This is a genomic window from Pantoea sp. PNA 03-3 (genome assembly GCF_003201175.1).
In the GTDB taxonomy this organism is placed as follows: Bacteria; Pseudomonadota; Gammaproteobacteria; order Enterobacterales; family Enterobacteriaceae; genus Pantoea; species Pantoea stewartii.
The window spans coordinates 44,010-59,880 of the sequence record NZ_QICO01000011.1; the positions used below are offsets into that span (position 1 = coordinate 44,010).

15 protein-coding genes are annotated in these 15,871 nt (G+C 50.4%); 3 read left to right on the plus strand and 12 right to left on the minus strand.

Translation table 11 applies throughout. From position 1 onward, the window contains the following. The first annotated feature begins 6 nt into the window (after nucleotides 1–6). Nucleotides 7–816, plus strand: a complete 810-nt coding sequence (gene mutM / locus C7433_RS21200) for a bifunctional DNA-formamidopyrimidine glycosylase/DNA-(apurinic or apyrimidinic site) lyase (protein ID WP_006121251.1) — start codon at nucleotides 7–9, stop codon at nucleotides 814–816. Here mutM and coaD read toward each other — a convergent pair. The 6 genes from coaD to C7433_RS21230 all read right to left on the minus strand — a co-directional run bounded on the left by coaD (nucleotide 813) and on the right by C7433_RS21230 (nucleotide 6,713). Further along, a complete protein-coding gene (gene coaD / locus C7433_RS21205; protein ID WP_110268847.1) occupies nucleotides 813–1,292 on the minus strand; it encodes a pantetheine-phosphate adenylyltransferase in 480 nt (159 codons plus the stop codon). The genes mutM and coaD overlap by 4 nt on opposite strands. Beyond that, nucleotides 1,289–2,068: a glycosyltransferase family 2 protein gene (locus tag C7433_RS21210; RefSeq protein ID WP_110268848.1), complete on the minus strand. Its 780-nt coding sequence runs from the start codon at nucleotides 2,066–2,068 to the stop codon at nucleotides 1,289–1,291. Before C7433_RS21210 ends, coaD begins: the two co-directional genes overlap by 4 nt. Further along, nucleotides 2,068–3,342 carry a lipid IV(A) 3-deoxy-D-manno-octulosonic acid transferase gene (gene waaA, locus C7433_RS21215; RefSeq protein ID WP_039342468.1) on the minus strand — a complete coding sequence of 425 codons (1,275 nt, stop codon included), beginning with the start codon at nucleotides 3,340–3,342 and terminating at the stop codon, nucleotides 2,068–2,070. The genes C7433_RS21210 and waaA overlap by 1 nt, the downstream gene beginning before the upstream one ends. Before the next feature lie 90 nt (nucleotides 3,343–3,432). Then, a complete protein-coding gene (locus C7433_RS21220; RefSeq protein ID WP_058701566.1) occupies nucleotides 3,433–4,569 on the minus strand; it encodes a glycosyltransferase family 4 protein in 1,137 nt (378 codons plus the stop codon). Continuing rightward, nucleotides 4,562–5,638, minus strand: coding sequence for a putative lipopolysaccharide heptosyltransferase III (gene rfaQ, locus C7433_RS21225; protein ID WP_033738063.1), 1,077 nt, complete (start codon nucleotides 5,636–5,638; stop codon nucleotides 4,562–4,564). Before rfaQ ends, C7433_RS21220 begins: the two co-directional genes overlap by 8 nt. A gap of 73 nt (nucleotides 5,639–5,711) precedes the next feature. Further along, a complete protein-coding gene (locus C7433_RS21230) occupies nucleotides 5,712–6,713 on the minus strand; it encodes a glycosyltransferase (protein ID WP_110268849.1) in 1,002 nt (333 codons plus the stop codon). A gap of 164 nt (nucleotides 6,714–6,877) precedes the next feature. Here C7433_RS21230 and C7433_RS21235 point away from each other — a divergent pair, with 164 nt between their 5' ends. Further along, nucleotides 6,878–7,960, plus strand: a complete 1,083-nt coding sequence (locus tag C7433_RS21235) for a glycosyltransferase family 9 protein (protein ID WP_054632869.1) — start codon at nucleotides 6,878–6,880, stop codon at nucleotides 7,958–7,960. A gap of 102 nt (nucleotides 7,961–8,062) precedes the next feature. Here C7433_RS21235 and C7433_RS21240 read toward each other — a convergent pair whose 3' ends face one another. Next, nucleotides 8,063–9,148, minus strand: coding sequence for a glycosyltransferase (locus tag C7433_RS21240; protein WP_110268850.1), 1,086 nt, complete (start codon nucleotides 9,146–9,148; stop codon nucleotides 8,063–8,065). Between the two features lie 320 nt (nucleotides 9,149–9,468). Here C7433_RS21240 and C7433_RS21245 point away from each other — a divergent pair, with 320 nt between their 5' ends. Continuing rightward, nucleotides 9,469–10,440: a polysaccharide deacetylase family protein gene (locus C7433_RS21245; protein ID WP_054632871.1), complete on the plus strand. Its 972-nt coding sequence runs from the start codon at nucleotides 9,469–9,471 to the stop codon at nucleotides 10,438–10,440. Between the two features lie 22 nt (nucleotides 10,441–10,462). Here C7433_RS21245 and C7433_RS21250 read toward each other — a convergent pair whose 3' ends face one another. From C7433_RS21250 to rfaF, 5 genes are read right to left on the minus strand one after another with little or no spacing between them, the layout of a single operon-like run. Continuing rightward, nucleotides 10,463–11,431, minus strand: a complete 969-nt coding sequence (locus C7433_RS21250) for a glycosyltransferase (RefSeq protein WP_110268851.1) — start codon at nucleotides 11,429–11,431, stop codon at nucleotides 10,463–10,465. Beyond that, nucleotides 11,428–12,684 (minus strand): O-antigen ligase, encoded by a 1,257-nt coding sequence (locus C7433_RS21255; protein ID WP_050504758.1) that lies wholly within the window; start codon nucleotides 12,682–12,684, stop codon nucleotides 11,428–11,430. The genes C7433_RS21250 and C7433_RS21255 overlap by 4 nt, the downstream gene beginning before the upstream one ends. After that, nucleotides 12,681–13,850 (minus strand): glycosyltransferase, encoded by a 1,170-nt coding sequence (locus C7433_RS21260; RefSeq protein ID WP_110268852.1) that lies wholly within the window; start codon nucleotides 13,848–13,850, stop codon nucleotides 12,681–12,683. The genes C7433_RS21255 and C7433_RS21260 overlap by 4 nt, the downstream gene beginning before the upstream one ends. After that, nucleotides 13,847–14,815, minus strand: coding sequence for a lipopolysaccharide heptosyltransferase RfaC (rfaC, locus tag C7433_RS21265; protein ID WP_110268853.1), 969 nt, complete (start codon nucleotides 14,813–14,815; stop codon nucleotides 13,847–13,849). Before rfaC ends, C7433_RS21260 begins: the two co-directional genes overlap by 4 nt. Further along, nucleotides 14,803–15,861 (minus strand): ADP-heptose--LPS heptosyltransferase RfaF, encoded by a 1,059-nt coding sequence (rfaF, locus tag C7433_RS21270; RefSeq protein ID WP_033738072.1) that lies wholly within the window; start codon nucleotides 15,859–15,861, stop codon nucleotides 14,803–14,805. The genes rfaC and rfaF overlap by 13 nt, the downstream gene beginning before the upstream one ends. Nucleotides 15,862–15,871: the final 10 nt, after the last annotated feature.

The window sequence follows — 15,871 nt, forward strand, 5'->3', positions numbered from 1 at the left end:
GAGGTTATGCCAGAGTTGCCAGAGGTAGAAACCAGCCGACGCGGCATTGAGCCACATCTGGTTGGTCAAACAATTCTTCACGCCGTCGTTCGCAACGCACGCTTGCGTTGGCCGGTATCCAATGAAATCCTCGCATTAAGCGATCAGCCAGTACTGAGTGTTCAGCGGCGCGCTAAATACCTTTTGCTTGAGCTGCCACACGGCTGGATCATTATCCATCTTGGTATGTCTGGCAGTCTGCGCGTTCTGCCCGAAGAATTGCCTGCCGCCAAACACGATCATGTTGACCTGGTGATGAGCAACGGGAAGGTCCTGCGCTACACCGATCCCCGACGTTTTGGTGCCTGGTTGTGGAGCAGCGATCTGGACGGAAGCAGCGTGCTGGCCCATTTAGGTCCAGAACCACTGAGTGAAATGTTCAGTGGCGACTATTTGTTTGAAAAATCCCGCGGTAAGCGAACGGTGATCAAGCAGTGGTTGATGGACAATAAAGTCGTGGTGGGCGTGGGCAATATCTATGCGAGCGAGTCACTGTTTACGGCAGGGATCCTGCCTGATCGAGCAGCGATGAGCCTGTCTCACGATGAAGCGGCGTTTTTGGCTAACACTATTAAAGCGGTACTGCTCCGCTCTATCGAGCAGGGTGGAACGACATTGCGTGACTTTTTACAAAGCGATGGCAAGCCAGGCTATTTTGCTCAGGAGTTGCAGGTTTACGGCCGGGCTGGCGAACCCTGCAGGGCGTGCGGCACGCCGATTGTAAGTGGGAAGCACGGGCAGCGCAGCACCTACTGGTGCCCCAACTGCCAGCATTAAGGCAGCTTTGCGAGTAAGGCCTGATGGACAGGTGCGGACAGGAAGGCAGAGACATCGCCACCATGCCGCGCCACTTCTTTGACCAGTGACGATGAGATAAAAGAAAAGCCTTCTGAAGGCATTAAAAATACGCTTTCCAGCGTTGGCAACAGGTGTCGGTTCATACGCGCGAGCTGCATTTCATATTCAAAATCGGACACGGCACGTAATCCACGAACCAGCACATTTGCCTGCTGCGCCCGGGCGAAGTTTGCCATCAGATCGCTAAAACCGACCACGTCGACATTGGGCAGATGTGCAGTGGCCTGTTGCGCCAGCACCACTCTTTCGTCCAGCGTAAACAGCGGTTTTTTACTCGGGCTGGCGGCAATCGCCACAACAAGCCGATCAAACATCTGTGCTGCACGAGTGACGATATCAATATGGCCCAGGGTAATGGGATCGAAGGTGCCAGGATAAATCGCTTTTGTCGTCATGTGCGCCCTTCCGCCGAAGTCTTATTTAGCGCCCAAAGCGCTGCATATTTATTGAATGTGTACTGGGCATTAACGACTGCCAGTAGCCAGCCCTGTTTGCCATCAAGGAATCCGGCACGCAGCAGCAGCGTTTTTACAAAGGCACCCGCTGTATGACTGAAGACAGAAAACAGGCTGCACGTTTTTCCACGCTGGAATCTTTCCTGCGCCCAGGCTTCAGCATAAGCCAGTTGTTTTCGCTGGAAAACCATCAGGTCACGGCAGGTCAGATGCTGTAAATCCCCTTTCAGTACCTTAACGGGCGCACCTTCGGTTTTGAGTGACTCATGGACCTGATTATCGTTATAACCCAGTGTACGCGGATACAGACGCATCACTCTGTCAGGATACCAGCCGCTGTGACGCATAAAACGGCCCAGGAACAGGTTGCTACGACTGAGGCTGTAAACGGTTGGCCCCGGCGGCGCTTCCAGAACCTGTTCAATCGCCTGACGCAATTCTGGCGTCACGCGCTCGTCGGCATCGATCATCAAAATCATATCGCCACTGGCAAAACTTTGCGCCCTCTGGCGTTGTTTTCCATAACCCTGCCATTCCGTTGCCTGAAAAACCTGTGCGCCGGCCTGTTGAGCCAGCGAGAAGGTGTCATCGGTACTTCCGGAATCCAGCACGATAATTTCATCGGCCCAGCTGACTGACGCAAGACAGTCAGGCAGCAAGGCGGCTTCATTTTTGGCAATCATCACCACTGAAAGGCGTTGGCGCGTAGCGGTCATCAATGAGCCCGTGGCGGTAAATGAGGTTCAAGTAACTGTAGCAGGCGCTGCAGCGCACCCTGATTTTGGTGCAGCACCTCGACGGCGTGGCGACCGTAATAACGACGATAGTCGTCATCCTGTAGCAAATTCGTCACTTCTTTTTCCAGCGACGCCGCGTCAGTCACAGTGATCAATCCCTGTGCCTCCTGCAGTTTGCTGCAAATATCTTTGAAGTTCCAGGTATGCGGGCCCATCAGTACCGGGATAGCATGGGCTGCCGGTTCCAGCGGATTATGACCGCCACGCTCAACCAGGCTGCCTCCTACGAAAGCCAGGTCGGCTATACCGTAGAGCAGCATCAGTTCGCCCATTGAGTCACCAATGACAACCTGTGTTGAACTGGAGGGGATCTCTCCGCTACTGCGTAAGGTAAAGCTGAAGTGACGTTTTTGAGTAAGTTCGCGCGCATCGTTGAAGCGCTCAGGATGGCGTGGTACCAAAATCAGAAGCAGATCGGGAAAGGTCTCCAGTAAACGGCGATGCGTATCCAACAGAATCGCTTCTTCACCTTCATGTGTACTGGTCGCGATCCAGACCGGACGGCGCGGAGCCCATTGGCGACGCAGCGTGACGGCGCGTGCCGCCAGCTCGGGAGTAACTGAAATATCGAATTTCAGGCTGCCGGTGATCGACAGGTGAGAGCGTTTCAGCCCAAGCTGGATAAAACGCTCACCATCCTCGGCATTTTGCGCAGCGATCAGCGTGATGCTCTGCAGGAGATTGCGCATAAACTTGCCCAGCTTGCGATAGCCTTTGGCTGAGCGTTCTGACAGGCGAGCATTGGCGATCACCAGCGGAATATGGCGCTGATGCAGAATACGGATGATATTAGGCCACAGCTCCGTTTCCATAATGATGACCAAACGTGGATTCACCGTATCAAGAAAACGATTAATGGCGCCGGGTAAGTCGTAAGGCAAATAGACATGGTGTACATCTTTGCCAAAAGCGGACTGCGCGCGCTCCGAACCGGTTGGCGTCATGGTGGTCACGGTAATGGGCAGGGTAGGATAGCGATGACGCAGCGCGCGTACCAACGGCACCGCCGCCAGCGTTTCCCCCACAGAAACCGAATGCAGGACAATGCCGTCCGGCTTCACTTTTCCGGCGCAGTAGCCATAACGCTCTGCCCAGCGTTTGCGATAGGCCGGGGCTTTACGACCGCGCAGCCACAGGCGCAGCCAGATGAGTGGCTGAATGAAATAGAGCAATGCGGTGTAAATGGTCGTCATAGTTACCGTTATGACACGTTGGCGTCAAAAAAGCAGTTTAAAGTCAGATTACTGCATATTATCAGAAACAGCATGATCACTCATCTCACATCATGATTGGGTACGCAGCACCTGCTCATAGAGTGAGGTAAGGGAATGCGCCAGGTGCTGTGGGCTGTATGGCTCAACCCTGCGCCGCGCCGCTTCTCCCATTCGCGCGTCGACGGTCAGACTCGACAGGGCGTTTATCGCCTGGTTCAGGCCTTTAATATCCAGCGCATCGCGAACAAATCCTTCCTGGCCTTCGCGAATAAACTCAGCGCCGCCACAGCCGGTGCTGGTAATGACCGGTAAACCACAGGCCATCGCCTCCAGTACGACGTTGGGGAAGGGATCATATAAGGTCGGCAGCAGCAAACCATCGGCAGCATGATAGAAAGGCTGTACGTCCTGCTGCACGCCGACAAAACGCAAGCGGTCAAGGCAGTTCAGTTGATTAGCCAACTGCTGATAACGTTTTACCTGTTTGTCCTGGCCTACCACAATCAGATAACGATGACTGTTGGCCAGCGCTTCAATGGCCGCTTTCAGGCCTTTGCGTTCAAAACCCGATCCCACGTAAATCAGCACTGTCGCGTTGGTGGGCAGATTCAGTTGGGTCCGCATGGCATGGCGCGTGGCCTCGGTCGCAGGCTGAAAGCGCGTGGCATCAATCGCATTGTAGATAACGTGTATTTTGTCTGCCTGCAGCGTAAAACAGCGCAAAATGTCTTGTTTTACCATCTCAGAATTGCAGATCACCGCTTTCAGTGAGGGAGACTGGAACATGTCCGCTTCCGCCCGCAAAACGTAACGATGGTAAGGACTCAGGCTGGCACTCAGGCGCTGTAGTGGTGATACAATGCGGGCACGTTGCTCAAGCCAGACACGGTGAACGCCATCGCCGGCCCGAAAAATATCACAGCCTGCGATGCGCTCATGGCTTTGTACGATATCAAACTTCTCCCGCTCCCAGCAGGCCCGCGCAGCCTGTGCAAATCCTCGCTCGCGTGAAACCCGCCCCAGTTTGCCTGGATTACAGATGTGCAGATGCCAGTCTGGGTTGGGTTTGCCCTGCCAGCTGCGGGTAATGATATTGAGATCCAGTTGCTCACTTCCCAGCGCTTCCAGCGCGCGTGAGATAAACCGTTCTGCGCCGCCATCAGGACGATATTTTTGCCGGACAATGGCCAGACGTAACTTACGCATTCAGATAGCTCCTTGCGGCATTCACGACATCCTCAACCGGGATGGCCGATAAATAACGCTGATCGGTCCGGGTATCAATAGAATCCGGATGGGGCAGAGATCCATAGTCGCCCGCCCAGATCACCCGATTGTTATCTCCCCACGGACGCCAGTGCTGCAGCTTGGTCGGTCCGAAAAGGGCGATGCAGGGTGTATCCAGCGCCGCCGCCATATGCATGGGCGCGGAGTCGACACCGATAAAGAGTTGCGCGCCCGCGATAAGCGCCGCCAACTGAGGTAAAGAGAGTTGACCCGCAAACGAGATAACGTGAGGGGAATGGCATTGTGCCAGAATACGTTCGACCATCTCCCGTTCATTTGCATCGGGGCCTGCCGTCAGTATCACTTTGCGATCGGCTTGGGCTAACTGATCGATGGTGGCCGCGACCTTGTCCTCTTCCCAACATTTAAACTGCCAGCGTGAAGTGGGCTGTAAAACAATATAGCCCCCGGCAACCTGCTGCTGACGGAGCTTGTCCTGCACTTTTTGCGCATCGTCGGGGCTGAAATGCATTGAGGCACCGATGCCTTCCGCTGGAATAGTCAATGGAGAAAGTGCGGACAGATTTTGTTCCACTGTGTGTAATTGCTCATGATTTTCAGTGGTAACCAAATGCGTGTGGCACCAGCGCCAGATGGCCTTGTCACGTTTTGTGAAGGCAAAGCCAATACGTACTGGTGCACCAGATAAACCGGTGATAATGGCGCTGCGCCACTGATCGGCAAGGTTAATGACCAGGTCATACTGACAGTTGCGGACGGCAGCGACCAGCGCCATTTCATGGCGGAATTTTTGCCAGCCACCTTCCTTTTTCCAGCCGCGGTCAATGACATGCAGATGGCGGATGGCAGGATGTGCTTCCAGCATAGGACGGGTTTCTTTATAGAGCAGAACATCAATCACGGCCTGTGGGTAATGCCGATGCAAAGCATTGATGACAGGCGTGGTCAGCAGCATGTCGCCATGATGACGCAGTTTGATTATCAGTATTTTTTTCGGTGCAAACTGGACTGGAATCGGGCTTGTCATACTCAAATGCTCTCAAAATTCAGTGAGCTGATTGTAGGGCAAACCCTTTAGGGGTTAAAGCAAGTGACGGCGCTTATTTCCTGCGCCAGTAATAAATCCGTCCCAGCCACAGCAGCAGGTGATACCACTGCTTAATACCACGTGCATTGCGCAACATACGTTTGTGCGTCCCGGTCGCGAACACATCTGCAATCATCGCCTGACGCGCAGCCTCATCGGGCTCACGTCGAATACTGTGACAAACGCTCAGGGCTTCGTGCGTTACCTGATAATGGAACGTCGGGTATATTTTAACTTTATCGCGGTAGCGCGCATTAATCTCTTCCAGCATTCTGGCAATTTTCAGGTAATGGCGCTGATATTCGACATTGGCCTGTCCGGTGCGCTTGCGGTTACTGATTGAAGCGTCATGCGTATGATAACGGTACAGTTGTCTGTCGGTGTAGCGCACGCGCTGCACATTGAGCATAAGTTCTGTCGTCCACGGAATGTCCTGATGGTGTAGTCCGGGTTCGAACGCCAGTTTTGTTTTTTCAATCAGTTCACGGCGATAAATGCCCAGCCAGACAACATGCTTATAGCGATGTGTTTTCAGCGCCTTGTTAAGCCACTCTGGGCCGCTGAGAACTGTCGTGCCAGAAAGGCGCTCCAGCGGTATTAGCGGTTGAATCGCATTGTCGGCCGGAAAAAACCATTCAGCGTTACATTGCGCTACATCCAGATTATCCGCTTCTGCCATATCTGTCAGCGTCTGGTACATGTCGGGCTTCATGGTGTCATCAGCATCAGGAAAGGTCACGTACTTGCCGCTAGCCACTGCCAGGCCAGCATTGCGCGCACGGGATACGCCACCGTTTGGTTGGTGAATGACCCGAATGTGAGGATAGCGTTGCGCGTAGTTGTCAGCCTGTTTACCGGAGTCATCGGTGGAACCATCATCAACGATGATGATTTCAAGTGATGTGAGCGTTTGCGCCAGTAAAGACTGGATAAAGCTTTCAAAACCGGCACCAGCATTAAACATCGGCGTGATAATGGACAATAAAGGCGAATTCTGTATCACGGCATTATGCATTTTAGTGAAATCTAGGCGGAACTTTGCCCGCATTATTACGAAAGCATTCAGAACTTTTTGTGCATTTAGGGTCAAATAAACGAGTAGCAGAAATTATTTTTTATGCAACTTTTGCGTGCGGGTGATCAAAAGCCCGGCTATGACTGTTTTAACCTGGGCACAGTATGAAAAATATTCTCGTCATCAGGCGCGATAACATCGGGGATATGGTGTGTACCACCCCGCTGCTGGAAGGTATTAAAAAGGTTTTTCCCGAGGCAAAACTGACATTATTGGTTAACAAAGTCGCGCAGGATGTGGTGCTGAATAATCCCCACATTGATTCGCTACATGTCTATAAAAAAGCCAAACACCGTAGTAAAAACGAGAGCGCAATGGGTGTCTACTGGCATCGTTTGAAAATTTTCTGGATGTTGCGTCAGACTCGTTTTGATGCGGTAGTGCTGGCCAATCCGGTGCCCTGCAGGTACAGCCTGCGTCTCGCACGTTTAGCGGGAGCAACAAATATCATTGGCGCGGGCCAGCCTAATCAAGGGTTTACCCGAAGTTTCAGTAGCGCAGATTTTTCTGGAAATCATCAGGTTGAACACACCTACTCTTACCTCTCATCGTTAACCGCTCATTTACCCGACGTTCCCCCCGTAAGAGTTTATCTGACAAAGTCAGAGCGGGAGGAGGCAGAATCGCGTGTACATGCGTTGTTTCCCGTTGAGGGCCAGACTTATGGCGTGCATATCAGCAGTCGCTGTGCAAAGCGCCGCTGGGCAATAGATAATTATGCTGCGTTTATCCATCACCTCTTAAAGGATGAAAAGGCTCGCGTATTACTGTTTTGGTCACCTCAGGGTGCGCTGGGGCCTGAGGATATGGGAGATAACGCGCGTGCTGAAAAGCTCCTACAGTTAGTTAATTCTTCACGAATAGCAGCCTATCCTACAGGGTCAGTGCGTGATCTGATGGCGGGTTTTCATTGCTGTGATCAGATTTTGTGTAGTGACGGCGGTCAAATGCATATCGCAGCGGGTTTGCACAAAAAACAGGTCGTGTTTTTTGGTGATACGGATGCCCTTGGCTGGCATCCGTGGTCAGGTGAATACAAAATTTTGCAGTCACCTTCTGGTGAAAGCAATGATTTCACCCCGGAATACGTTATCCACGCCTGGCGAGAACTCGAGGGGATCTCGCAAAAAGGAGAATACAGGCAGTCAACCTTCTGTGAGTCGCCTGTTTTTTTTCAGACGTCCTGAATAAGACATAGCCCCTCTCGAACATGCCGTTCCTGTCATCTGTTAAGGCGATGACAGAACGGCTAACGAGCAAAAAAATTAAGTAACGGCGAGCGCGAGGGTTCAGGTCTCCGCTAACTGCAGATATTGGTGACAAATCGTGGAAAGACTATAGATGCTTAAGTCCACCTGGTTCAAATCGGGCGGATTAGCGTAGATGTCACGCATTTTTTCAGCCAGCGAGGCGGCATTCATTTCAGAAAGACCGCGTGCTAAATCGCCGGTTAAAATACTTGCAGGTCCACCGGGGCATCGCGTGCTGACCACCGGCGTTCCACAGCTCATGGCTTCAATCAGCACATTGCCAAATCCTTCACTGTCCGAACTCAAAATCAGCATTCGCGCATGCCGTAGCCAGGGATAAGGATTCGACTGAAAGCCTGCAAATTGTACGCGGTCTGAAATACTCAATTGTTGAGCCAGACGATATAACTTTTCTTTTGCCCCTTCGTTGCCTTGACCCAGTAGAACTAAAGGTGCGTGAATCCCACTTTGCGCATAAGCATCCAGCAAACGGTCGTGGCGTTTAGTTTCATGAAAGCGCCCGATATGTAGAAGAAATTCAGTGCCTGCAAGTGGGCACGGTTCTGATGCGCGTTGTCTGATTTCATCAAAATCAAAAGGATTGAAAATCACACCGGTCCGGGAAGGTTTCACGCCAACGCGTGTAATTAGATCATCAAGCGCATACTGAGAAACGGCTATCACCTGGCGATTACGATAGACGTGACGGATTTTCTGACGTTTAAGCCACAACGAAAAGCCGGATTTGCGCGCCAGATAAGAGGCTGAAAAGACGCCGTGGATGCAGTACCAGGTCTTAAGGGCGTTAAGTGCACGCGAAGCGCTTACAATGCGGTCAGTTTTATGAAGATGTGAGAGCACTAAATCAAATTTGCCCTCCCGGGCCTCGCTGAGTCGGACGGCATTGCCCAGCAGAGTGGCACGGCGAGCTGTTTCTGTGAGCTTCCGCCAGGGGCGACGACATGTGTCGCGAATAACCTGATAATCAAGCCCTGCCGGAAGGGCATAATCGCAAACGTCCCGCAGTGAAAAAAGCGATACGCGATGTCCTTCATTGATCATACCCTGAGCCAGCGTCAGCACCACTTTTTCAGCGCCGCCGCCGGGTAACCCATCAATTATCATCAAAATACGCTTGGACAACTTACCACCTCATCAACGCCGACAATTTATGCATGATCTCAACGCTGACATTTCCCGTCATAAAAGGGATACCAAAAAACGGACCGGACTGTTCTGAGGTATCTCACTGAATATCAAGAAAACATCGCCATACTTCTACCGTATTTTTACGATGAAGACATCCTGATTAAACGCATTATTCTAGGATATCACTTAGCGGATGACCACGGATAAAGATCGCGCTGTGGACAATTATAGTTTTGCTTGCGTCGGTTGCCCTGCGTAACATAGCAGGATGATCTCTACCGCTTGTTGGATAAGTTATGGACAAACCCGCGTTTTTAATCACCCTGGATACTGAAGGCGATAATATCTGGCGCAATCGCAGTGGCAATGTCACTACGCACAATGTTCGGTTTTTGCCACGTTTTCAGTCTCTGTGCGAAAAATACGCGTTCAAACCTACCTGGCTTACCAACTATGAAATGGTTAGCGATCCGGCTTATGTTGAATTCGGGCGTGACCTTCTTTCACGGGGGCAGGGTGAAATCGGTATGCATCTGCACGCCTGGTATAGCCCTCCTGATTATGCGCTGACTGAAGATGACTGGCGTTATAAACCTTACCTGATTGAATATCCTGAAAACATCCTGCGGGATAAAGTCGCCCGTATGACGGATTTGCTTGAGACCGCTTTTGAGACAAAAATGCGCAGTCATCGGGCCGGTCGCTGGGCCTTTAATGAAATATACGCACGCGCACTAATTGAGCATGGTTATCTGGTGGACTGCTCCGTCACACCACGTGTTGACTGGCGCAATTCGTTGGGGGCACCTCAGGGAACGGGCGGTACCGATTACAGTGGTTTCCCTGACCAGGCTTATTATGTCGATATCAACGACATTTCGAAACCTGGCGACTCGACCTTATTAGAATTACCGATGAGCATTCAGTACCGGCATGGCGCATTGAAAAATACGCTAAAAAAAGCCTGGGATAATGTTCGGGGTAAATCAAGAGGAGCAAGGGTAAACTGGTTGAGGCCCGTGGGTGGAAATCTGGCACAAATGAAACAGGTGGTTGAACAAACCCTGGCGCAGGGCAATGATTATGTTGAGTTCATGCTGCATTCGTCTGAATTTATGCCAGACGGGAGCCCGACCTTCAAAAACCACGCTGATATAGACCGTCTGTATGATGATTTGGAACAGCTGTTTAGCTGGCTTCAGGTACGCACTCAGGGCATGACGCTGACTGAATACGCCCTAAAGAAAAAACATTCCCCGGTGTCATGACCGGGGGAACGTTAAAGGCCCGCTATTGGCTTTTGTAGCGAAGCCATGAAAAAAACGTGTCGACTTCCGGGTAGCGCATTTGCATGTATTTTTTTGTTTTGCAACTGCCCTTGCAAATACGTGCCGCAGACTTGATTGCGTGTTTAGTCTGATTGTCATAATGATAAAAGCCATAAACTTTTTTCGACATGCTTTTGACTTCATTAAAGCAATTAACAATCATGCCCGCCGCAAGATCGCGCAGTTCATTATTTGACTGCGCCATCGTGCACATTTTGTTCATCGCGAACAGCATATCCTGAATATCACTCTTGCGTACATTCCGCGTAATACTGTGGTTGTTATCACGGTAGTAATAGAGAGTGTTCTCAAGATGAGCGATTTTTTGTGTTTTCAGGTATTGAAAGGGAGTGAACATCACGTCCTCGTAACGTCTCCCTACTTCAAAGCGCTCACCTTCCAGCAAAGTGCGTCTGTAAATGCGATTCCACAGGTGCCACATGGATCGGGTAAAGAGTGAATTCAGGCAATTCAACCCCTGACCTGAAAAATCGTACGCGATGCGTTGGGGCAGTTCGTCATCTGTGGCTTCCGGAATACTGTGCTCAAATCGGGCATAATTAAAATCAATCAGGTCATCCACATCGGCTAACAATAGCGGCCGGATAATTGAGAGATAGTTCCTGCTGAGCAAATCATCAGCATCCAGAAAGGTAATGAATTTTCCTTTGGCTTCCTGAAGGCCTGCATTGCGGGCCGCAGAAACGCCCTGATTAGTTTGCTGGATAAATTCAACTGAACAGGGTGGATTTGTGCTCAGCAATTCTTTAACACGCAGCGCAGAGTCATCTGTCGAACCATCATCGATAATGATGACCTGGATATCCTCACCTGCCTGAATGAACAGCGACGCCAGGCAAGAATGAATATATTGTTGACTATTATATAGAGGGATGATGATGCTTAATAGCCAGTCCCGGTGTTGACTCATTCCGTTTCCTGTAATCCATCGGATGTTTTTATGAGTAAGATACTCATGATGACAGCCAGGCAATAGATCAATGTGCCTTCAGTACTGAAAAAGATGACGTCGCTCAGACCATAGGTTATGAGCGAAATGGTCACGGCCAACAACGCTGGATTACGATAAGGCAGCAGAGCATTATATAATAAACAGAAATACAGGCCAATCAGCGCCAGCACGCCCAGAATGCCTTTAATCGAAAAGGTTTCCATTACTTCGTTATGCATGTGAACCGTGAGATAAGTAAGCGCGCCATAAAGTGCGGGTTCTTTTGCCACAATGGCTTTTGCTTCCTCCGCTCTTTGCTCAGCGGACTCTCCCCAAATGGCTTCTGAGCCTGTCCGAAATGCCACAGTTTGCATACTTAAGCGCGAAATAATCGAGTTTTCACCTTTTTGCTCATGCTTATGCGCAATATCTTCATTAAATTGTTGAATGCGCAAAGCAATAACGTTATGGAAGATGGCTGCACTTAGCGCAATCATCACAGGGACCAGCGTGAACAGAATGATTTTATGTCGGCGGCTGATGATGTGAGTACTCATCAGCACAATGATCAAGGTCAGGACTGGATAAGCAAGCATCGCGGCCCGCGTTCCGGTCAGCACGATCGAAGCATAGCTAAAGGTAAAGGCAGCAAGGAAAAGCAGGACTCTGTGTCTTGATTTTAAGAGTAAGACCGCTTTAATGAAAACCAGGTTAACCGCCGTAATAATATAGGCGGCAACCGTCGCCCTGTCGAAATTCAGCTCTACACGATGGATATGCATGTCAATGCCCTGGTAAATCGCATAGCCGTTCACAACCAGCCCACAAAGAATGGCAGCAATGATTGTATTTTTTTGCAGGGCTGCTTTTTCATTGAGCGTCACAAGTAAAATAAATGCGGCAGCAATCTGTAGTCGCCCTGTCGACTGGTACTGTCTATAAAGACTAATAAAATCACCGGGCTGTTTATACATTACTGTCCAGATTATGCTGATAATCCCAACAGCAAAAAATGCCCCAGGTAATATTAGGTTACGTTTGTTAACGAGATAAGTTTTTAGATTGAAAACGACCACTAAAAAAGAGAGATAACTCGTCAGATAAAACGCATTTCTGCCAAGAGAACCACCGAACGGCGAAGTAATAAAGGAAAAGATGCATCCTATAAAAATAAGTATTTTTATAGTGCGAGATAAGGCCTCTTTTTTAATAATTAAATGGTCAGTTTTCATTTTTTTCTTATAACGTCCATTAAAGCATCGTTAAATTCTGTCTTAAACAGCGCATAATCAAAATGTTCTGCTGTCCAGTTTTTTGCTGTGTCACTGTATTGCTGATAGGTTTCATGCTGAGATAAAACGTCAACGGCATCGGCGCAATCAATATGAGAAACCAGTTTGGCGTCTTGCATTACATCCCGCACAGGATCGTAAATCTTATAAGGGAAATCCACATGAATTCCTGTTAATTTTTCATGTTCATCAATCGTTACTGAAGGAATCAACCCCAGGCCACATTGTTGATGCCTGACCACTTCAGGCTGTCCATCGATCATCGGGAATATCACGGGGACGCCGAAATAGAGTGCTTCCATACAGGAAAGACCAAAGGGTTCAGTGACAGGTGTGCTGAGATAAATATCAATACGATTGAAAAATGCACCAATGTCATGCTGAAAACCGCTGAAAGTAACGAATTCGCTGATATCTAAACGTTTAGCGAGTGCAACAAAAGCATCATGATCGGGCCCTTTTCCCGCAATTTCCAGTACGACATTCCGGCCGCGCTGGCGTAATTCCTTTAAAGCTAACAGCGCGATGCTAATACCCTTCAGGCTAACCTGACGAGCAGCAGTGCCGAGACGGATCGGGTTATTTAGCGTCCGGATGCCAGAATGGATTCCCTGAGGCACCATGATGCGGTTAATCACTACGTGATGGGGACAGGGCAGATTAAAACGAAGCTGCATCACGCGATTAGAGGCATAAGAAGCAGAAATGACACCATCCAGCATGGCCATAAAGCCCAGCGTTTTTTTATTTTTAGGATATCGCCATGAGCAGCCATGATCGTAATAAACCAGACTTGCCCGCTCAGGTTTTGCGCTTAATCCCGGAATCAAATCCCAGACGACGATTACATCAGCATCGCTCGACTCTACGCGCTTTTGTAGCAAATATTTCCGAAGAAATTGTGGGACTTTTATTTTCAGGTTATTTAACCATCGATTGGCGAAGATGATTTTTTGTTGAGGGATGTGACGGCGAATGTCATCATCGATCTCGTTACTGATGCAAATAACATCGTCACGCCCGTCAGAAAAATCGTTGATGTACTGTAGGAAAAGACGCTCAACGCCACCCATTTTGCCGAGATTAATAATATGAAGTTTCTTCATGCGGTAATCTCAAAAACCATATCTGCCACGTCCTTAGCGCTAATATCTGCCAATTTGCTGCCCTCTGCAGGACGCAAAACATGCTGATTTTGTCCGTAACCACCAATCAAGCCGGGATCGGTCGGACCGTATAACGTTATATTGGGTCTGTCCAGTGCTGCTGCCATATGGCTCAAACCTGTGTCTACTGAGACAACAGCTTTCGCACCTGCCAGCTGCTGAGCAACCGCTTCAAGAGTGAGCCTGGGCAATACCTCTACATGCTCTAAACCCTCAGCCAGCCGGATCGCACGCTGATGCTCATGCTCAGCGCCCCAGGGCAGTTTTACGCGCAAACCTGTCGGCTGGAGCCGTTCAATTAACTCGCGCCAGTGGGATTCCGGCCAGTGCTTGTTATCACGGGTCGTGGCATGCAGGAAGACCAGATAAGCGTTTTCACCCTGTAATGCCACATTGCGGAAATGGCCAGCAATAGCATAGTCTCCCTGCGTTTGCGGCTTCTCATAACCCAGGCTTTTCGCGAACAGTTCCCGGGTCCTCTCTACTGCGTGTTGCTGCTTACTGACCTCGTGCTTTTTGTCGTACCACCAACTGGCAAAGGGTTCACGCGCACTGCGGCTGTCCAGACCGTGCTTGACACCTTTAGCCAGACGCGTCACGAGTGCGGCACTCTTAATCAGCCCCTGAGCATCAATCACCACATCATAGTGGCGAGACTGTAAATCGCGTTTAAATCGAACACGTTCTTCACGCTGCTCGCTGCCGAACCAGTGCTTACGCCAGCGACGGATTGCAACGGGCAGGACCTTATCAACGGCGGGATGCCATGCAGGAATCTGGGCAAAATTTTCTTCTACCACCCAATCAAAACGAATACCGGGAAGGGCATGCATAGCATCAGTCAGGGCAGGTAACGTATGGAGCACATCCCCCATTGACGAGGTTTTAACAATCAGGACGTGCATGAACTCTCCTGGGCTTCACGCAACAAACTGCGTAATGTTTCATGGACTTGTGAAGGCTGGATGTCAATCAGGCTTTGATGGTAGCCCTGCTCAGCATCCCCTTTACGGACGCGATGGTAACCGCTGATTAAACGGATGATACGCGCCTGATCCGACAGCGGCGGGGTGAAGTCCGGGCTACTGGGACCATATAAAGCCACCAGTGGGCGGTTCAACGCGGCGGCAATGTGCATAAGACCAGAATCATTGCTCACTACCGCCCGGCACTGGGCCAGCAGAATGACAGCCTGTTCCAGCTGGGTTTGACCTGCCAGATTGCGGCAATGCTTACGACTTGTCTCGGGCAGCGACGCGATGATTTCTTCGCCAGTGGGGCCATCTTTTACTGAACCGAACAGCAGGATCTGAAACCCTTCGCGAATTAACTGTTCTGCCAGTGCGGCGTAGTGAAAATGCGGCCAGCGTTTTGCCGGACCAAATTCGGCCCCGGGGCAAAAGCCAATAGCCGGGCGCTCAGAGGAAAGTTGAAACTGCGCAGCCATTACGCTTTTTTCCGCTTCGCTGACCTGTAACTGCGGTTTCAGCAAGGGTTGTGGCAGTTGACGGGCTGAACGGAAAGGCGTGTCATAGGCCAGCGCAACATAACGCTCTACCATTAAAGGAAACGCGGCCTTATCCAGTACCCGCACATCATTCAACAGACCATAGCGCATTTCTCCGCGCCAGCCGACGCGGCGAGGAATACCCGCAAAAAAGGGCACCAATGCCGATTTGAATGAGTTGGGCAACACGTAAGCGCGATCATAACCCTGATCGCGCAGTGATTTACCCAAACGGCGGCGCTCGCCTATCGCCAGCGCACCATGGCCGAGTGGCATGGCCAGCGCCTGATTCACTTCAGGCATTCGGGAAAGTAAAGGACGGCACCATTCAGGTGCCATCACATCAATCACCGCATCAGGATGTTCGGCCTTGAGCGTACGATAGAGACTTTGCGACATCATCATATCGCCGACCCACGACGGGCCGATCACCAGAATTTTCATTACCGGTATC